The 19180-nt window shown below is 40.0% G+C and carries 16 protein-coding genes; 8 read left to right on the forward strand and 8 right to left on the reverse strand.

From position 1 onward, the window contains the following. Positions 1 to 64: 64 nt before the first annotated feature. Complete coding sequence (locus SD427_RS08875; RefSeq protein ID WP_320560916.1) at positions 65 to 3976, reverse strand: T9SS type B sorting domain-containing protein; 3912 nt, start codon at positions 3974 to 3976, stop codon at positions 65 to 67. 181 nt (positions 3977 to 4157) lie between these two features. On the opposite strand from SD427_RS08875, the gene SD427_RS08880 reads away from it, so the two are divergent. The 4 genes from SD427_RS08880 (at position 4158) to SD427_RS08895 (ending at position 10459) form a co-directional block, all read left to right on the forward strand. Continuing rightward, complete coding sequence (locus SD427_RS08880) at positions 4158 to 4751, forward strand: TetR/AcrR family transcriptional regulator (protein ID WP_320560917.1); 594 nt, start codon at positions 4158 to 4160, stop codon at positions 4749 to 4751. A gap of 89 nt (positions 4752 to 4840) precedes the next feature. Further along, positions 4841 to 6193 (forward strand): TolC family protein, encoded by a 1353-nt coding sequence (locus tag SD427_RS08885; RefSeq protein WP_320560918.1) that lies wholly within the window; start codon positions 4841 to 4843, stop codon positions 6191 to 6193. Positions 6194 to 6198: 5 nt separating this feature from the next. Next, on the forward strand, positions 6199 to 7260 hold the full coding sequence (locus tag SD427_RS08890) for an efflux RND transporter periplasmic adaptor subunit (protein WP_320560919.1): 1062 nt from the start codon (positions 6199 to 6201) through the stop codon (positions 7258 to 7260). A gap of 7 nt (positions 7261 to 7267) precedes the next feature. Continuing rightward, a complete protein-coding gene (locus SD427_RS08895) occupies positions 7268 to 10459 on the forward strand; it encodes an efflux RND transporter permease subunit (RefSeq protein ID WP_320560920.1) in 3192 nt (1063 codons plus the stop codon). A gap of 132 nt (positions 10460 to 10591) precedes the next feature. On the opposite strand, the gene SD427_RS08900 is transcribed toward SD427_RS08895, so the two are convergent. The 5 genes from SD427_RS08900 to SD427_RS08920 all read right to left on the reverse strand — a co-directional run bounded on the left by SD427_RS08900 (position 10592) and on the right by SD427_RS08920 (position 13921). Beyond that, complete coding sequence (locus tag SD427_RS08900) at positions 10592 to 11377, reverse strand: hypothetical protein (RefSeq protein ID WP_320560921.1); 786 nt, start codon at positions 11375 to 11377, stop codon at positions 10592 to 10594. Between the two features lie 33 nt (positions 11378 to 11410). Continuing rightward, complete coding sequence (locus tag SD427_RS08905; RefSeq protein WP_320560922.1) at positions 11411 to 11926, reverse strand: hypothetical protein; 516 nt, start codon at positions 11924 to 11926, stop codon at positions 11411 to 11413. Between the two features lie 127 nt (positions 11927 to 12053). Then, complete coding sequence (locus tag SD427_RS08910; protein WP_320560923.1) at positions 12054 to 12500, reverse strand: KTSC domain-containing protein; 447 nt, start codon at positions 12498 to 12500, stop codon at positions 12054 to 12056. A 76-nt stretch (positions 12501 to 12576) separates the two neighbouring features. Continuing rightward, positions 12577 to 13356, reverse strand: a complete 780-nt coding sequence (locus SD427_RS08915; RefSeq protein WP_320560924.1) for a hypothetical protein — start codon at positions 13354 to 13356, stop codon at positions 12577 to 12579. Positions 13357 to 13504: 148 nt separating this feature from the next. Beyond that, on the reverse strand, positions 13505 to 13921 hold the full coding sequence (locus SD427_RS08920) for a helix-turn-helix domain-containing protein (protein WP_320560925.1): 417 nt from the start codon (positions 13919 to 13921) through the stop codon (positions 13505 to 13507). A 107-nt stretch (positions 13922 to 14028) separates the two neighbouring features. On the opposite strand from SD427_RS08920, the gene SD427_RS08925 reads away from it, so the two are divergent. From SD427_RS08925 to SD427_RS08940, 4 genes are all read left to right on the forward strand, one after another. Continuing rightward, the gene (locus SD427_RS08925) at positions 14029 to 15120 is read left to right on the forward strand and encodes an alkene reductase (RefSeq protein WP_320560926.1); all 1092 of its coding nucleotides are present in this window, start codon (positions 14029 to 14031) and stop codon (positions 15118 to 15120) included. 120 nt (positions 15121 to 15240) lie between these two features. Further along, on the forward strand, positions 15241 to 15945 hold the full coding sequence (locus SD427_RS08930; RefSeq protein ID WP_320560927.1) for an SDR family oxidoreductase: 705 nt from the start codon (positions 15241 to 15243) through the stop codon (positions 15943 to 15945). Between the two features lie 86 nt (positions 15946 to 16031). Then, entirely contained in the window at positions 16032 to 16796 is a 765-nt protein-coding gene (locus SD427_RS08935; protein WP_320560928.1) for an SDR family oxidoreductase, read from the forward strand. A gap of 10 nt (positions 16797 to 16806) precedes the next feature. Beyond that, entirely contained in the window at positions 16807 to 17808 is a 1002-nt protein-coding gene (locus SD427_RS08940) for an NADP-dependent oxidoreductase (protein WP_320560929.1), read from the forward strand. Positions 17809 to 17974: 166 nt separating this feature from the next. On the opposite strand, the gene SD427_RS08945 is transcribed toward SD427_RS08940, so the two are convergent. Both SD427_RS08945 and nudK read right to left on the reverse strand, forming a co-directional pair. Further along, positions 17975 to 18553, reverse strand: coding sequence for a hypothetical protein (locus SD427_RS08945; RefSeq protein WP_320560930.1), 579 nt, complete (start codon positions 18551 to 18553; stop codon positions 17975 to 17977). 32 nt (positions 18554 to 18585) lie between these two features. After that, the gene (gene nudK / locus SD427_RS08950; protein ID WP_320560931.1) at positions 18586 to 19167 is read right to left on the reverse strand and encodes a GDP-mannose pyrophosphatase NudK; all 582 of its coding nucleotides are present in this window, start codon (positions 19165 to 19167) and stop codon (positions 18586 to 18588) included. Positions 19168 to 19180 lie beyond the last annotated feature (13 nt).

Genomic DNA, 19180 nt, shown 5'->3' on the forward strand with positions numbered 1-19180 from the left:
CAAAATAGATAAAAATAAAAACGGGCAGAAAATTCTGCCCGTTTTTATTTGTTTGTCATTTTGATTATTCCCTGTTCTTAATCAAAAGCCAGCCGGTATACAGCCTTCCGTCTGACACTTTAACCGTGTACCAGTAATTGCCTGTCGGAACCTGTGTTCCGTTTAACTTTCCGTCCCAGGACATCGGCTTTTTGGTGGTTGCTTCTTTAAATACCGGGAGACCTTTTCTGTCGTAGACATTTACTTCGGTTCCCGGGTAATTTTCAAGTCCGGCAATTTTCCAGTGGTCGTTATACCCGTCGCCGTTCGGGGTAAAAGCATTCGGGATACTGAAAATCGAGAAACGTTTCTGGCCGATGATACACCCGCCTTTGGTTCTCACATATACGGTATATTCGCCTACGGGCAGATTCATGAATACATTTGAATCCTGCCAGGTGAAATTGTCTAAAGAATATTCAAAACTTCCTGCCGCAGAAAGAATAACCGTTGCAGTACTGTTGCTGATATGAACAGCTGTAATTTCCGGCAAAGCGGTATAGTTTACCTGAACAGAACCTGTATTCTGGCAGCCTAAACTGTTGGTTACCGTCACCGAATAATTCCCCGGTGCAGAAACAGTAACAGACTGGGTGATTTCGCCTGTACTCCACAGGTAAGATGAATATCCGCTTCCGGCATCCAGGACAACGCTTTTGCCGTTGCAGAAATCAACTTTTTCAGGAAGGTTCACCTTCGGCTTAGGGTTCAGGGTTAAGTTTAGCCTTACCACTTTAAAACATCCGTCCTGTGTGGAAACTTTCACGTGAATGATGGTGGTGCCGATGTTTAAGCTGTAACCGGAAGGGTTTGCAATGGCATTTCCTGCATCGTCCGTATACGCAAATGTATAAATACCAGGATTGGCAATAATATCATCCTGATAAGAAGTCAGGTTAACCGTCATTGATCCTCCTGTGGTACTGTTGCAAAAGATTTCTGAATAATCATTAGCCGGTACATTATTCGCGGAAAGGGTTACGGAAACAGCAAGCTTCTCAGATTCACATGAATTCAGGGTCTGGGTAACAAAATAAGTAGCACCGTAGACCAACGGAGTGGTTAACGGCAGAAGGTTTCCTGCTGCATCATAGAATTTTAAAGCAGTACCTGTAACGGCCAGATTCGCTAAAGTCGGATTTGCAGAAGCACAGAAATCCTGAGCTGTATTTCCTGTCGGCTTTGGGGTTTCATTTATCGTAACCTGAATCGAAATGGTATTACTTTCACATCCATTGATTGTCTGGGAAGCGTAATAAGTCTGCCCGTTTACCAATGGAACGGACGGGGCTAAAAGCATTCCTGCTGTATTATACCATTTGATGTTCTGTCCGGTAACCTGAATATCCGGGATCTTAGGATTATTGGTTTTACAAAAAGTCTGCTGCGTATTTGTCGTGGTTGGCAGGGCCGGAGCGGTTACAGTTACATTTTGGTTTTGTGTTGATGTATTTCCGTTTCCGTCATTATAAGTCCAATGGATAATATATGTTCCCGGAAGCGAATAGGAAAGAGGATCTGTTGTTGTGGCTGTAATGGTCCCGGCACAATTATCCGTTGCTGTCGGAATAGCTGAAACAATCGTATGGCAATCTCCTGTTATGTTGGGAAGCGTTGCTGTATTTGGAATTGGGGGAATGTTATCACCCACAACAACGTTTACGGTAAAACTTCCGTCACAGGCTCCTGAACCTGTAACCTGGCAGGTGTATGTTCCTGCATTGGCTGCAGTTGCATTTGGAATTGCCGGGTTTTGCTGGGTTGAGGTATATCCGTTTGGTCCTGTCCAGCTGTAAGCTGCTCCGCCTGTCGCATGTAATTGCAGGGTTGAATTGGCACAGACAGGAGAGTTGGATGACACAACAGCAGAAGAAGTGCAATCCTGAAATTTAGCGATAAACATATCACTTCCTCCTCCCGGAGTTTGTTGAAAAGTTCCTGGGGTTGCAATGCCTGATGTATTTCCTCCTGACATTCCGGTTAAATAGATAGCGCCTTCATTATCTTTTATAACTTCACCCTGCTGTGTTGCTCCGTTTCCGGTATAATAAGTTCCCCACTCTTTAATATTATTCTGGTTATACTTGATCATAAATGTAGATGTATACGTCGCAGGCATTCCCATATAAGCTCCCGGTGTTGAAATATCCGGTTGTCCGTTTGAGTGTAAACCTGTGAAGATAACATTTCCGGACGTATCTGGATAGGCCAAGAGTTGAAGGCCAACCGGAAAATCAAAATAACTTTTTAAAATGGTATTAGCAGCTAAATTTATTCTCCATATCCCGGGCTGTCCCAAAGGAAAAGCCGTTGTTGAATATTTTCCGGGAAGAATTAGTATATCATTCACGATTCTGCCTTTTATCACAAATTCATCTCCGGTATTCCCGTAATAACTTGATCTTAAAATGGTGTTACCGGATTTTGAAAGTTTTATATAAATACCGTCTGATCCTCCTCCTTTTACCGGTTGAAAAGCATTTACCATTGGAATATCTGATGATAGAGTGGCACCGATTATGTCAAGATGATCAACTGAAGACATAATTTGTAAAATTGAAGTGGAGCCGTCATTTTTGCCGAAATAGGTTGCCCAATCTGTATTTCCGGTAGTTGCATTGACAGAGGCTAAAATACCATCAGTATATCCTAACGGTGTGGACTTTGTTGCCTGCATGGCATTTACCGTTGGAAAATCTAAACTGAAAGCGTATCCGCCGATATATACATGGTTTTGATTGTAAGAAACACTGTAAAGCTTATCCTGACTGCTTGAAACAAACTCTTTTTCAAAAACCAGGCTTCCGTTATTATTAAATTTTACCAAAACAATATTGTCATTATAAGCTGCTCTCTGGACGGCTCCTCCTGCATAAATATTAAAGTTTTCATCAAAATCAGCATCCATAAAATAGTCTGTCATCCCAAAGCCATAATAGGTTCCCCAAAGTTTTTGTCCGTTCTTGGTTACTTTTATCAGAAATGCATCAGTTCCTCCGGCCATATTTTGCTGATAAGTACCGGAACTTGCAAAATTATTATAGCTTGTTGTAGATCCGATGAGATAGCCCGTGTTCTGGCTGTCGGTTCTAATCCTCCCATAATCATCACCCGTCCCCCCAACATGGCTTCCCCAAATTCTCGTAGGAACAGGATCAATAACAATTGTCTTATCAGAAGTATTAATCGGCGCATTAAATCCAAAAGTCTGGTCTCCAAGGTCTTTAAAAGAAACATCGATGTTTTCTTTTTTATCTGAAGAAATCCAGCTGTTAGGAATATTCTCAAACATTTCACCAAAACGGACTTTCATTAAAAGCTTGTTATCTTTAACAGAAGTTGGAGCCCCGTTAAATTTCATTTTAATATCTGAAATTTTTCCGCCGGGATTAATGATGAAATTATATTCAACAGGCTTCAGCGTATCGTCAGGTTTAAAAAAGACCAGATCAATATTCGGATAAATATTTTTATAGGAGATTTTTCTGTAACGGTGAACATCTGTTACACCTTTGGGCTTGTTTGGAATATTGTAATAATTGTCATAATCCATAGACTTTCCTTGCGCAATAATCTTTACCTCTTTATTTGAGTTAATTAACTCAATGTCAATCCTGTGAAATTGGTTTTCATAAAGAAATTCATCATAATAATAGTCTTTTGCAACAACCGATTGGTCTTTTCTAAACTTTGATGAATTAGGGTTTACCGTTTTCTTTGTTTCATATACGTCATAAGAAAATCCGTTTTTTCTCAGCTGAACATTCAATCCCTGAGATAAGAAAAGATATTTGACATCCGGATTTGCTTCTCCTTCCTGATCGATGATCTGGCCTTTGTTTTCGTAAAAGAAATAATCATTGTTTTGAGAGCTTATTTTTTGTGAGAACAGCAAGCTACAGGAGAATACGGTAAAAAGAAGCAGGATTTTTTGCATCGGTTATTAATTTTCGGCAAATATATAAAAACGCTCTGTTTATTATAGATTAAGAACCATTAATCTGATGATAAACTTCTGAAACATGATTCATCTCATACAATTTTGTTTAATTATTTTGTTTAACAATTTTGTCAAAACATATGATTGGTTTATATTTGCACAAAATTGTTTAACAAAAATGTCAAAACAAGAAAAAAAAGACCAGACCCAGGAACTGATAAAGGAGACTGCAAAGAATTTATTTTTTGTGCAGGGGAAATTTAACGCCACAACGCAGGAAATTGCAGATGAAGCCGGCGTAAACAGGACACTGATTAATTATTATTTCAGATCAAGGGATAACCTGATCCAGATTATTTTTGATGAGGCGCACCGGGTGGAAAAAAAGAAATCTGAAATCATCATGACTTCCGATCTTCCTTTTAAAGCTAAAATAGCACAGTTTATTGAGGGAAGCTTGTCAACAAGCCTTCAATATCCTTATCTGGAAACCTATATTGTTTCACAGATCAATAAAGGAAGCTGCCACAAAAGAGATGTGGAAGAAGATGAGCTAAAAAAGCTTTATAAAGATATTGAAGAGGAAATGGAGCTGGGGAATATAGAAAAAATGGCACCTGTACAGTTTCTGCTGAACATGATCTCACTTCTGGTATTCCCGAGTGCCGTCCGGCCTTTATTTTTAGAAAACCTGATGATTACCGATAAAGAGTTCGATAAGATCATTTCAGAACGGAAAGGGATCATTCTCAATATGTTATTCAAAAAATAAAAAAGGTTAAAGTATTTTAAAAAATGATCCGTCATGCAGAAAGCATTGAAGAAGTAAAATTGCATTAAAAAATAAACGAAGTTAAAATTATGAAAAGAAAACGTATAACTGCAGATAAGCTGAAAATCGGGATAGCTGCTGCATTTATGATTTTCGGTTTTTCATCGGTGTCTGCACAGCAGCAGGTTTCTCTACAGGAAGCCATCAAACAGGCACTACAAAACAAAGCAGAAGCTAAAAAAGCTGCTTTACAGATTAAAAAAGCCGAATATAAAATTGATGAAGCGCGGGCCGGCGCTTTGCCACAGATCAGTGCCACGGCAGGCCTAACCTATAATCCGGTTATCCAGGAATCTCTGCTTGAATTCGGAGGAGAGAGGATCAGGGCACAGCTGGGGCAGCCATGGAGCTCAACCGCATCTGTACAGGTTCAGCAGGCAATTTTTGACCAGCGGGTTTTTACAGGTCTTAAGGCGGCAAAATCCACGAGAGAATTTTACGTTTTGAATGCCCAGTTAACGAATGAGCAGATCATCGAAAATGTAGCCACAGCTTATTATCAGGTCTTTGTACAGGAAGAAAACCTTAAAACCGTTGAGGCCAGTTATGCAAATACGGAAAGGGTGAGGAATGTGATAAAAAGCCTTGTAGACAACGGCCTGGCGAAATCCATCGACTTAGACAGAACAAATGTTCAGCTGACGAATATCGGGTCCAACAGACAGACACTGGTTAACTCTGTGGAGCTTTCAAAGAATGCTTTGAAGTTCTATATGGGTGTTCCGATCAGTACCGATATTGAACTTGAAGAAAAAACCATTGAGCCAAGGCCTGAGCTGGCAGCATCTGTTGTAAACCTGGATGACCGTACTGAAGTGAAAGTTTTAGAGAAAAATAGAGAGCTCCTGATATACAATAAAAAAGCAACCGAAGCCTATTTGTACCCTACAGTCGGTTTGGTAGCCAATTACGGCTGGGCCGGACAGGGAAGGAGGTTCCCGCTTACCAACGGCATCAACAGCGGCGTATTGTGGAGTGATTATTCAGCTATCGGACTGAACATCAATATCCCGATTTTCACCGGCGGTTCCACAAAGGCAAAAATCAATCAGGCGGAAATCGATATCCAGGATCTTGACCTTGATATCCAGAATACCCAGCTGAGCTTAAGCCTGGATTATAAAAATGCAGTGACCAATATTGAGAATACACTCATCAACATCGAAAGCATGAAAGGCAACGTAGGCCTGGCCGAAAGGGTTCAGCAGAATACACAGTCCAATTACCAATATGGCCTGGCAACGCTTACCGAAGTTCTGGATGCTGAAAATGCACTGACCCAGGCAAAACAGAATTATGCCAATGCATTGTTGGATTACAAACAGGCGGAAATTAAATTAATCAAAGCAAAAGGAGAATTAAACACACTACAAAACCCGTAACAGTTATGAAGAAAACTTTAATATATATCATCGTAGCGGCTGTACTTATCGGTCTGGCAGCCTATAAAATTGTTGATAATAAGAAAAAGCAGGAGACAGAAGTAAAAGAAGTGGCCAAGCAGGTTGACAAAATCAATGTTAACGTGATTACCGTTTCAAGAGAAAATATTAATACTGATTATTCCGCAAACGGAACTTTTATCCCAAAGCAGGAAATGCAGCAGTCTGCTGAAATTTCAGGGCGTATCGTAAACGTTCTGGTAAAAGAAGGCTCAAGGGTAGGAGCAGGGCAGGTATTGGCGACCATTAAAAGGGATGCCATTGAAGTGGATGTTACCCAGGCGCAGAATAACCTGCAGAATGCCATTTCAGACAACCAGCGTTACGAAAATGCATTCAAAACAGGCGGTGTTACCAAACAGCAGGTTGACAACTCAAGGTTACAGCTGAAAAATGCACAGGCAGCATTGAGGGCTCAGGGTGTAAGGGTAAATGATGCCAGCATCCGTGCAGGGATCAGCGGTACCGTTAACAAAAAAATGGTGGAACCGGGAATGGTTGTCGCTCCGGGAACGGCTTTATTTGAAATCGTAAATATCAACAGCTTAAAACTTTCGGTTCTGGTTGACGAAAGCCAGATCGGAAGAATACAACTGGGCCAGGAAGTTGCTATCAATGTAAACGTTTTGCCTGAAGAATCTTTCAGCGGAAGAATTACATTTATCGCTCCTAAAAGTGATGCATCTCTCAATTTCCCTGTTGAAATTGAAGTTCAGAACAGAGGAAACCTGAAAGCAGGGATGTATGCCACCGCTTTATTTAAAACAAATAACGGCGCTGAAACTCAGAATATGTTAACGGTTCCTGCAGAAGCTTTTGCAAACGGGGTAAGTTCAGGACAGATTTTTATCGTTCAAAATGGAACGGCTAAAATGATCACTGTAAAAACAGGGAAAGTGTACGGCGATAAAGTACAAGTCATCAGCGGGCTGAACGGTGGTGAGCAGGTAATTACGAGCGGACAGATCAACCTTGACAACGGGTCAAAAATCAATATCGTAAAGTAACAGAAGAATGAAGTTAGCAGAAATATCCATCAAAAGACCTTCCCTGGTCATCGTATTATTTACGATTCTGACATTGGGAGGTTTATTAAGCTACTCCATGATGGGGTACGAGTTGATTCCGAAGTTTGAAACCAACATGGTAACAATTTCCACGGTTTATCCCGGAGCTTCGCCTTCTGAGGTGGAAACTTCGGTAACCCGAAAGATTGAAGACGCCGTCGGTTCTTTGGAAAACGTAAAAAAAGTAGAATCTTCTTCTTACGAAAGTTTATCGGTAATCATGGTTCAGCTGAACACGGGAGCTGATGTAAACTATGCTTTAAATGATGCTCAGAGAAAGGTAAACGCTATTTTAGCAGACCTTCCGGAAGATGCAGATCCGCCTTCACTTCAAAAATTCTCTCTGGATGATTTACCGATCATGACGCTGAGTATTTCAAGTGATAAACTGAACAGCAAAGAGCTATACGACCTTTTGGATAAAAAGGTGGAACCGGTTTTCTCCCGTGTAAACGGTGTGGCCCAGGTTGACCTTGTCGGTGGACAGGAAAGGGAAATTCAGGTGAACCTGGATGAAAAGAAAATGCAGGGTTACGGCGTTGCCATATCAGATGTACAGCAGGCGATTCTTTCTTCCAATTTGGATTTCCCGACGGGAGCTCTGAAGACGAGAACTTCGAGATCTACCATCAGGCTTTCAGGAAAATACAGAGATATTGCCGAAATGAACAGTCTTGTAGTATCCAATAAAAACGGAGCTCAGGTTCGTTTATCAGACATTGCAACGGTTTTCGATACGCAAAAAGATATTGAAAAGGTAGCGAGATTCAACCAAAATCCTACCATTTTACTTCAGGTGAAAAAACAGTCTGATGCCAATGCAGTATCAGTTTCTGAAGCCGTGCAGAAGACAATTGAGCAGGTTCAGAACAATTATAAAGTTCAGGGGCTGAACGTTGCTATTGTAGATGACAACACAGACTTTACCCTTGAGGCCGCAGACCACGTGATTTTCGATTTATTCTTGGCGATTATCCTGGTGGCAGTGGTAATGCTGTTATTCCTTCACAACATCAGGAATGCATTTATTGTAATGGTTTCGATTCCGGTATCGTTGATTGCAACGGTGATCGGGATGTATCTGATGGGCTATACGCTAAACTTAATGAGTTTGCTGGGGCTTTCACTCGTTGTAGGTATTCTTGTAGATGATGCGATTGTGGTATTGGAAAACGTTTACCGCCACATGGAAATGGGGAAGAGCAGAATCCGTGCAGCATACGACGGAGCTTCGGAAATTGGATTTACCGTAACCGCAATCACAATGGTAATTGTGGTGGTATTCCTGCCGATTGCAATGAGTTCAGGTCTGGTTTCAGACATCCTGGCGCAGTTTTGTGTCACGGTAGTTATTGCCACACTGTTCTCATTACTGGCATCATTTACCATCATCCCATGGTTATCTTCAAGATTTGGAAAATTGGTTCATTTGACCGGTAAAAATCCTTTCGAGAAATTTATTCTCTGGTTTGAAAAGCAGCTGGATAAATTCACGCACTGGATTACAGGAATTTTGGAATGGGTTTTAAAAACAGGTTTAAGAAGGGTTATGACTGTTGTTCTTACATTTGTACTTCTGATTGTTGTGACAATGGGATTAATGGGTGGCGGATTTATCGGGGGAGAATTCTTCCCGAAAATGGACAGAGGTCAGTTCCTTGTTCAGATGGAATTGCCTAAAGATGCTTCCGTTGAAAAAACAAACCAATTGACTTTACAGGTTGAAAAATATCTGAGAAATGATAAAGATGTAGTCGATATGATTACTACAGTTGGTCAGCAGTCATCAGGTTTCGGTGGGGCGCAGGCAACTTTATACCAATCAGAAATTCAGGTAATTCTGGTTGATAAATCTGAACGTAATGAAAGTACAGATATTAAATCGGCTAAAATTAAAAGAGCTTTAGAAGAAAAATTCACCGGAGTTGAGTTTAAAACAGCACCAATCGGATTAATGGGAGCAGATGCCGCACCAATCGAAATGGTAGTTACTGCTCCTGATAATGCAACGGCAAACAAAGAAGCCAACAGAATTCTTGCTTTGCTTAAAAAAGTTCCGGGCGCCGTAGATGCAGAATTATCTTCTGACTCAGGAAACCCTGAAGTGCAGGTGAATATCGACAGAGATAAAATGTCTTCTTTAGGTTTAAATCTTTCAAGTGTCGGGCAGACCATGCAGACTGCATTCTCAGGAAACACAGACGGAAAATTCAGAGCCGGGGAATACGAATATGATATCAACATCCGTTTTGGAGATGCCAACAGACAGTCAATTGATGATGTAAGAAACTTAATGTTTACCAATCCATCAGGCGAGCAGATCAGATTGAGCCAGTTTGCTGATGTGAAAATGGGATCAGGGCCAAGTTTGCTGGAGCGTAGAGATAAAACGGCTTCCGTAAAAGTGAAATCTAAAGTGGTAGGTCGTGCAATGGCTGATGTTGCCAACGAATGGGCAGACCAGTTTATGACAAATGAAAAAACAAAACCAGCCGGAGTAAATTACCTCTGGAGTGGAGATATGGAGAACCAGACAGAAGGTATGGGTACTTTAGGAATCGCTTTACTGGCGGCTATTGTACTGGTTTATCTGGTGATGGTTTCGCTTTATGATTCGTTTGTGTATCCGTTCGTGGTATTGTTCTCCATTCCTCTGGCATTGATCGGGGTAATGATTATCCTTGCCATTACCGGAAATACCATCAATATCTTTACGATGCTGGGGATGATTATGTTGATTGGTCTGGTAGCGAAAAACGCAATTATGATTGTCGATTTTGCCAATATGAGAAAAGCAGCAGGTGCAAGTACGCATGACGCTTTGATTCAGGCTAACCATGCACGTCTCCGTCCGATCTTGATGACAACGATCGCAATGATCTTCGGTATGATCCCGATTGCGATTGCAAAAGGGGCAGGAGCGGAGATGAACAACGGATTGGCCTGGGTAATCATCGGTGGTCTGACCTCATCATTATTCCTTACCTTAATTATTGTTCCTACGGTTTATTCACTATTCGATTCAATGTTGAGAAGAATGGGTAAACATGAAACAGTTGATTATGAAGCTGAAATGAAAGCAGACTATGAACATAAAGAATTAAGTGAAGACGGTTACACCCCGAAACACATAGATTAACCAATATACCAACCTTAATTAACCTGAATCCGCATCAATTTGATTGATGCGGATTTTTTTATGTACAAAAAATTGTTTCGCTTTTACCAAGTTTCTTGCCATAAGGATTTATGAAAAAAAATTACAGTCTTTTTAGAATTCCAGGATTTTATAGTTCTTTCTTTTATTAATGATTTTTCTGTTTGCCTTCAGGTCATAATCGCTGAACTCGATAAGTACCGCATCATTTTCTTTATCGAGAAAACAGGATATCCTGCCGTTTTCAGAAAAATCAAAATCCATTGTGCATGCAGATTCTATCTTTTTATTTTTAAGATTATAAATAATTAGATTATTTTCTTTCTCTTTTGTTACTACCGTAATGGTATCTTTCAACGGGGACAGCCCCCATGAAAAAAAATGGTTAATCTGTTTCTTTAAAGTTTCTTCCAGCATAAATGTTTCATGGGTTTCAAGATTTTTACAGAAGGTATCACTAATTCCTGGTTTTGAATAAAAAATGCCATCAAAAGAATCAAAATGACCGGCATTGAAATAGCGGTCTTTTCCAGTCAAAAAAACTTCTTTTCCGCTAATCAGGTCTATGCTTGCAATGACCTGTTCATAAGGATCGACTTCCGAAAACCATTTTACAAGAATAAGACGGTTGTATTTTTTAGACAAAATATTATGACAGAAAATCTCTCCTCCGTAGATCGCATCTCTGAAAATTTCCTTCCGATTATTCAGTACCGCGATCTGATAAAAAGGAGGTCCCATCCGGATTTCTCCGGCATAAGTGCTCTGAATACAGACATTACCATCTTTAATATTACTGTCAAGATAAAATGGATAGAGATTTAAAATAGAACTGATATATTCTTTGTTTTCTATAACCCTTGTATTGATGTGAGGCTTGTTTTTAAATATTGTTATCAACGTTTTCTTTCTTCAGATTTGATTAAATCAGGATTATCTCAGATATTCAAAACACAGGTTTAAAGACGCTGTGATATGCTGCTCCAGTTCCAGGTCATTTTCCAGGGGATAATGGAATTCTTTCGGATTCACGAAAACATTATTGTATTTCGTCCGTTCACTGGCTCCGTCTACGTCAATATTTAAGGGTTTTGCCCTGTTCACGGTGGGCAGGCCTTTGGACGTAATCTTGGATTCCACACATCCAACCAATGCGCCTCTTCCCAGAATGTCAAAGCATATCGCGGTATAAATTCCGTTGGGAACGGCTTGTCCGGGCGGCAAGATACAAGCGTACAGGACATTTGGGAAATTGCTGAAGCCTTTGGATATTTTCACGGAAAGCTCAGTGTCTTTGAAAGTCGGATACCGGTTTTCAAGCTCGGTTTTAAAATCGAGGAGTGTATCGCGGATATTTCCTAACGCAGGATCAAAGACCCTCAGCGAATGCCCTTTGATCGCCGGATTGACCTGCCTGAATTCGCAGATGGAATTGAAATAATAAATCATAGGATGTAAGTGAATACGAATATAGGCATATTAAAAAAACTGTAATCATTACTTTATAAAGTAAATAAGAAAGACTTCCGGAATCAACCGAAAGCCTTATTATTTTTATTTATGATGTAGAAAAGAATTAATCTGCCATTACCTCACCGGATTTCCTGTAGATGAACTTTCCGTAAATATGCCTTCTGGCAAAACGGCTGGCCGAATCTGAATTTACCATTTTGATGTATACATTCCTTGGCACCCCGATATATTCGAACATTTTCCCGTTCAGGTGCTGAACTTTCAGAATCTGTTTCTCCAGATAGAAATCGGTGATGATGGAGGTGGTAATCGTTTCCGTGTATTCTTCCTTATATTTTTCCTGCGTTTCCGGGTTGATGCTTACCAGAAAATGATAGGCTTCAATGATCGATTTGCTTTTCTCTTCCGCTTCCAGCTGCCCAGCTTCGTCATTTACAAATTTATCAGGATGCGTATCTTTCATCGCATTTCTGTAGATGGTTTTCAGATCTTTCAGGGTAGCGGTATTGTCTACGCCTAAAAGTTTTCGGTGTTCGCCAATTCTTTTCATACTATATAATCCTTATTTCGGGGTGCAAAATTAAGCTTTTAAATTGTAAAAGTGTAAGTTATTCATAATTAATTCTTTATTCTTTTTCATAAACAGTAGCAATAAATTTTGCAGGTATCCATTCTCCCTTTTTACTGTTCTTATCTTTTAATTCTCTAAATAAAATATAAGGACCGTCAATTGTCATAGTATATTGATCCCGGTTTTTTAAATTAAATTCATTTGCAACATATGAAATACTAAATTCCTTTCCATTAACAAGCTTTTCAATTTGTGGTCTTAAATAATGATCAATAGCTCTAGGAGAGGAAAACGTTTCATTTTTAGGAAATTGTAGTTCAAAAGAACCCTCATAAAGAAATGTTGGTTTACTTATATATAAAGTTTTTTCTTGTTTTAATATTTCAGTATTAAACTTATTGAATTCTTGTTCATTTTTAAATTCCTGTTCATACCATTTATAAGTCAAAGGATATTTTTTTGCTAATTTTCCTAAAATAGAAACATCGAATTTATAACTTTTTCCATTCATGTGTACATTATGGAGCGCTGGGCTAATGGAAATTCTATGAAATTCTTTATTTGCCCTAGTTAAAAGAATAGTGAAATTATTTTGTTCCCATTCATTCTTGGTAGTATCACCGTATTCAACTGATTCAATTAAAGAATCGATTACTTTTTTATCTGTAATTAAAAAGTTATATTTTTTGTAGATTTTATTTTTATCCCATTTAGGATACATTCCAATTATTTTAACTGAATCTGTATTAACTAATTTATCAAATTTTAAGATTTTGTTTTGACTATGAATATTTTGGCTAAATGCTAAAATAATAAACAAGATTGTTTTCTTCATTTCTGTTTTTTAATTAGACTCTCCAAATTTATTTATTTTTCAGCCTTTAAAAATTAAATTATCTTTATAATTTGAATTCTTCTTGAGAATCTCCAATATTTTTGGGACCATCTAAATAGAGAAAAATATTTTCCTTCTATCTTAATTATTACAAAACCTCCCTCTTCAACACATCAATCTGCTTCCCAATAAACCCTGCCTTATCCTTTTTCACCTCTTTTAAAATCATCGCCTGGCTTTCAGGAATAATCGAATATTTTTCTGCCCAGAGGTTGATTTCAATCAGCAAAGGCATAAGGTCGATCCCTTTTTCGGTGAGTTTGTACAGGACTTTGGCTTTGCTGTCAGGATGGTCCTGTTTGGTGATGATGCCGTTCTGTTCCAGCATTAGGAGGCGGGAAGCCAGGATATTGGTCGCTATTTTTTCGTCGGATTTCAGGAAATCCCCGTAGGTACACTGCTTGGAAAACATCAGGTCCCGTACAATCAACAGAGACCATTTGTCTCCCCATACATCCAATGAGCTGCTGATCGGGCAGTCTGATCTCTTTTTTGAAGTTGACATAAAAATAAAATTAAATAATTAAAATAAATACTTGCATTTTGAAAGTAATTACATAGATTCGTACTTGCGAAACACAAGCAAATTTACTCAATTAAATGCAAAGTACAATGGAAAATCCACTTTTTAAACATTACGGAAACAATACCTTGAATCTCAGTAATCGCATGGTCATGGCTCCGATGACCCGAAGCCGTTCAGACAATCCCGAACATAAAGCCACCGGACTCACTGCAAAATATTACCGGCAGAGAGCAACAGCAGGGTTGATCATTACGGAAGGCACCTTCATCAGCCCGGAAGCGGTAGGTGTTGTCAATGTGCCCGGAATCTATACTCCGGCACAGATTGAAGGCTGGAAACTGACGACGCAAGCTGTTCATGAAGAGGGCGGCAAAATATTCGCACAGCTTTGGCACACAGGAGCCTATTCGCATCCTGATTTACACAACGGCAAAAAACCGTTGGCTCCGTCCGATGTCAATCCTGAACAGCAGATTTTTACGGCAAAAGGATTTCAGCCATCGCACAAGCCTCAGCCGATGACCACAGAAGATATCAAAAGAACGGTAAACGATTTCAAACAGGCTGCACTCAATGCTTTTGAAGCCGGTTTTGACGGGGCAGAGCTTCACGGGGCCAACGGATACCTGCTGCAGCAGTTTTTCAGCAAGAACAGTAATTTAAGGACCGATGAATACGGCGGTTCCGTAGAAAACAGGGCAAGGATTCTGTTTGACATCCTGGATTCGATAAAAGAAGTGGCCGACATCAGGAAAATCGGAGTCCGCCTAAATCCTTCACTCAACGGCATTATGGGAATCCTGGTGGATGATGAAACCATTGAGCTGTATCATTATATCGTTAACCGCCTCAATGATTATGATCTGGCATATATTCACCTGATCGAGCCCTTTACCGATGTTTCAGGTAACGCCTATGCAATACAGGAAGTGGCAAAATATTTCAGAAAAATATACAGCGGAACCATTATCATCAACAGGGCTTTCACCAAAGAGACAGCCACAAAGGTTCTGCAGGACGGCGATGCCGATCTGGTATCTTTTGGAGTTCCGTTTATCGCCAATCCGGATCTGCCGGAACGTTTCAAAACAGAGGCGCCGCTTAACCAGCCGGACCAGGCAACATTTTATACCCCCGGCGAAAAAGGATATACCGATTACCCGGCGCTGAACAATTAAAAAGATCCGGGCGAACGGCCGGGCTTTCCGCTGTATCTTTTGTTGCACAAAAGGATGCCGCTGCAATCCCTGTCGCAATCCCACAACCTATCAATATTTGACATTCAAACAGACAAAAAAATGAAAACAACAGGAAATACAGTATTCATCAGTGGCGGAAGTGCCGGAATCGGCTTGGCCATCGCAAAAAAACTTCATGCGGAGGGCAACATCATCATCATCAACGGCAGAAATGAAGAACGCCTTCAGAATGCTTTAAAAGAACTTGCGGGCGCAACAGCAATTCAGGGTGATCTGTCTTTGGAATCAGACAGGCTCCGGATTACAGAAGAACTGAAGACCAACCATCCCGGACTGAATATAATCATCAACAATGCAGGGGCAGCATTCGCCTATCTGTTAAACGAAACCCGGAATGCCCATGAAAAGGCTGCTGCTGAGATGAATACCAATTACTTCAGCATCATTCATTTTACAGAGCTTTTGCTTCCTCACCTGCTACAGAAAGCAGAGGCTGCGGTAATCAATATTTCTTCTATATCCGTTTTCGGAAGCCATAAAATGTTGCCGACCTACGGGGCCACTAAAGCTGCCCTGCACAGTTACACGGTTGCTTTGAGGCAGACGTATGAAGAACAGGAAAATATCCGGATTTATGAAGTTTACCCGCCGTTGGTAAATACGGAATTCTCTGCAGAAATCGGAGGTGCCAACGGGATCCCGCCTTCTGAAGTTGCCGATGAACTGTTGGCTGCGCTGGAGAAAAATCAGTTTGACGTTCCGGTAGGGGATGCCAAAAAGTTTTTTTCACAAAAACCTTCATAAGCAGATATCTAATGTCACTCTTCATCAGAAAATTTTTATTGATATGGCATTCCTGATGAAGCGTTTCTAAACTTAATCAATCAATCATGGAATTAAAAGGAAAAACGATTCTGATTACCGGCGGAGCTTCCGGTATCGGCCTCGAAGCAGCAAAACAGTTTCTGGAAATCGGGGCTAAAGTTATAATCACAGGGCGTAACCAGGATAAACTGGACAAAGCCAAAAAGCTGTATCCTGAATTAACAGCCATAAAAAGCGATTTGGCCAGTCCTGCTGATGCTGAACTTCTTTACAGCAGAATAAAAGAATCGGGAGGGATTGATATTCTCTACAACAATGCAGGCGTACTGGTTCCGACGTCCAATTTGGGTAAAGCAGACGATAAGCACGCAGAAAGTGCGGCTTATGAAATGGAAATTAATTACCTGGGCGTCATAAGGATTAACAATATTTTTATGGATATGCTTAAATCAAGAAAAGAAGCGGCCATAATCAATACAACATCCATTTTAAGCATGGTCCCTTCTCTGATTGAAGCGACTTATTCATCCTCAAAAGTGGCGCTTGCTTTTTATACGGTCTCACTTCGTGAACATATGAGGATTATCGGAAGCAGTTTAAAAATATTTGAATTGGTCCCGCCATTGGTTGCTACAGAAATGACTGCAGAACGGAATGATAAGAAAATAACTTCCGAAGAAATGGCAAAAGGCCTTATCAAAGGATTACAGGGAGATGTTTACACCATTCGTGTCGGAGACGCAAAAATATTTGATCCAATCCGAAGATTTTTCCCAAAACTGGCTTTTAAGATTATAAACCCAAAAAAGACCGATCAATTTTTAAAATAAAACCCGGAATATGAAAGCATTCAGCATCAGCCGTTATCAAAAAGAAAGTCCGCTTGAATTGGCAGACCTTCCGGAACCGGTTATAAAAGACAATGAAGTTTTAGTTGAGATTCACGCCGCCGGTGTCAATCTTTTGGATTCAAAAATAAAGAGCGGTGAATTTAAACTGATTTTGCCGTATAAGCTGCCGCTGGTTTTAGGCCACGATGTTGCCGGCATTGTTGTAAAAGCAGGAGCCAAGGTGAAAAACTTCAGAGTGGGTGATGAAATTTATTCAAGGCCCTCAGATTTCCAGATCGGCACTTTCGCAGAATATATTGCTATTCATGAAAAAGATGTTGCTTTAAAACCTGAAAACCTTTCAATGGAAGAAGCGGCTTCAATTCCACTGGTCGGATTGACAGCATGGCAGGTTTTGGTTGAGAAATCAAAGATGCGGAGAGGACAGAAGGTTTTTATTCAGGCTGGATCCGGCGGCGTGGGAACATTTGCCGTTCAGCTTGCGAAACATTTGGGAGCAGCCGTGGCAACGACAGCGAGTGAAAAAAGTTTTGAATTTTTAAAAAATCTAGGTGCAGATGTTTTGATCGATTATAAAACACAGGATTTCGAAGATATTTTAATTGATTATGATGTGGTGCTAAACAGCCAGGACAGCAAAACACTCGAAAAATCTTTTAATGTGGTAAAGCCCGGTGGAAAAGTTATTTCAATTTCCGGCCCGCCCACACCTGCGTTTGCAGAAGAGAAAAAGTTACCCTGGTATATGAAACTGGCGACCCGGTTTTTAAGCAGTAAGATCAGAAAAATTGCCAAGAAGCGGCATATCAGCTATTCTTTTCTGTTTATGAGAGCCAGCGGGGCACAGCTTTCGGAAATCACCGGCCTGATCGAAGCCGGAAAAATTAAACCGGTCATTGATAAAGTTTTCTCTTTTGATAAAACCAATGATGCCTTAGCCTATGTTGAAAGCGGCCGCGCCAAAGGAAAAGTCGTGATAAAGATGAAATAAGGTCTAGCTGACTTTAAACGTTATTCGATTATAGAATTCAAACCTGATCAGATTCAAATCAGGGCAATACGCCCTGATTTATTTATCGTAACTCAGATTTATTTTAACTAAAACTATTGTTCCTGCATGATCTGCTTTCCTAAAACAAACTTTAGTAAATCTGTATTTATTCAGCCCTTTGATAAATATGCGTAAGTTTAGCATTCTTAATGAAATCCTCAACGGAAGTATTTTTGTTGCTGTTTTTAGAAGTAAGCTCAAAATAGTAAGCCATCATACTCGGGAATTTCGGATCGTTACACTGCACCTTAAATCTTCTTACTGACGGGTCAGAACTTAGAAATACCAGTTCTGAAACATTGCTCAGTTTAATATTATTGACTTCAAAAGCGTCTTTCCAGTTTTTCTGCAGCTTGGCAAACCTTTTCTGCGTCCGGTCACTGTCTTCATTTTCAAATTTATCAATCTGGTAATCGGTTAACAGCTGCGGATAAACCAATCCCTCCTGCAAGAGTAATTTAACAGTTTTGTCTGACGCATTATAAAAAATGATTTTATCGTCAAAAAGAACCTGGTTGTTATTAACCGTGATCTTTCCTGCGAATTTTTTATAATTTTTCTTTTTATAATCATTTTTAAAATGTTCGGTAACGGCTTTGTCTTTCGGGCCTGCTTTTTCTGTTTTCTGTCCGAAAACAGGAGCTGCTAACAGCAATGATAAACTTATGGTATATAGAAATTTCATATTTTTTGATTCAAATGGGTTTATTCTTGATCCTATAAAACGTTTTTAAGCCTCAGATATTGCAGCAGCATAATGGTTTTTGCATCTTTCATTTCCCCGGAATCAATCATTTTCAGGGCTTCCTCAAACGAAAGTTCCAGCACTTCAATATTTTCCCCCTCATCATCAAGTCCGCCGCCGTCTGTAATTTTCATTTCCGTTAAATATTCGGCAATAAAAAAATGAAGGATTTCCGTTACGGAACCCGGCGACATATAGGCTTCGAATATTTTTTCAATATGGGAAATCTTATATCCGGTTTCCTCTTCTGTTTCCCTTCTGATGCAGTCTTCAGGATCGTCATTATCCAGCAGTCCTGCACAGGCTTCAATCATCATTCCCGTCGGATTTCCGTTGATAAAGGTGGGCAATCTGAACTGGCGTGTTAAGATTACTGTACCGGCAGCCTTGCTGTACAATAGAATAACGGCTCCGTTTCCCCGGTCGTAGGCTTCACGGCTTTGCTGTTCTGTGGTCCCGTCTTTTTTCCGGATATTAAAGGTTACTTTTTTCAGCGTGTACCAGTTGTCTGATAAGATTTCGGTTTTTTCTATATGTACGTTTTTATCTTGCATAGGTTTTATAATA

The sequence above is a fragment of the Chryseobacterium sp. JJR-5R genome, assembly GCF_034047335.1.
Taxonomy (GTDB): Bacteria; Bacteroidota; Bacteroidia; order Flavobacteriales; family Weeksellaceae; genus Chryseobacterium.

Coding starts and splice junctions, on each gene's coding strand:
- SD427_RS08925 (WP_320560926.1), top strand. CDS start 14,029: ATGGAAAATCCACTTTTTAAACATTACGGAAACAATACCTTGAATCTC.
- SD427_RS08905 (WP_320560922.1), bottom strand. CDS start 11,926: ATGATTTATTATTTCAATTCCATCTGCGAATTCAGGCAGGTCAATCCG.
- SD427_RS08930 (WP_320560927.1), top strand. CDS start 15,241: ATGAAAACAACAGGAAATACAGTATTCATCAGTGGCGGAAGTGCCGGA.
- SD427_RS08920 (WP_320560925.1), bottom strand. CDS start 13,921: ATGTCAACTTCAAAAAAGAGATCAGACTGCCCGATCAGCAGCTCATTG.
- nudK (WP_320560931.1), bottom strand. CDS start 19,167: ATGCAAGATAAAAACGTACATATAGAAAAAACCGAAATCTTATCAGAC.
- SD427_RS08935 (WP_320560928.1), top strand. CDS start 16,032: ATGGAATTAAAAGGAAAAACGATTCTGATTACCGGCGGAGCTTCCGGT.
- SD427_RS08915 (WP_320560924.1), bottom strand. CDS start 13,356: ATGAAGAAAACAATCTTGTTTATTATTTTAGCATTTAGCCAAAATATT.
- SD427_RS08885 (WP_320560918.1), top strand. CDS start 4,841: ATGAAAAGAAAACGTATAACTGCAGATAAGCTGAAAATCGGGATAGCT.
- SD427_RS08895 (WP_320560920.1), top strand. CDS start 7,268: ATGAAGTTAGCAGAAATATCCATCAAAAGACCTTCCCTGGTCATCGTA.
- SD427_RS08940 (WP_320560929.1), top strand. CDS start 16,807: ATGAAAGCATTCAGCATCAGCCGTTATCAAAAAGAAAGTCCGCTTGAA.
- SD427_RS08875 (WP_320560916.1), bottom strand. CDS start 3,976: ATGCAAAAAATCCTGCTTCTTTTTACCGTATTCTCCTGTAGCTTGCTG.
- SD427_RS08945 (WP_320560930.1), bottom strand. CDS start 18,553: ATGAAATTTCTATATACCATAAGTTTATCATTGCTGTTAGCAGCTCCT.
- SD427_RS08910 (WP_320560923.1), bottom strand. CDS start 12,500: ATGAAAAGAATTGGCGAACACCGAAAACTTTTAGGCGTAGACAATACC.
- SD427_RS08880 (WP_320560917.1), top strand. CDS start 4,158: ATGTCAAAACAAGAAAAAAAAGACCAGACCCAGGAACTGATAAAGGAG.
- SD427_RS08890 (WP_320560919.1), top strand. CDS start 6,199: ATGAAGAAAACTTTAATATATATCATCGTAGCGGCTGTACTTATCGGT.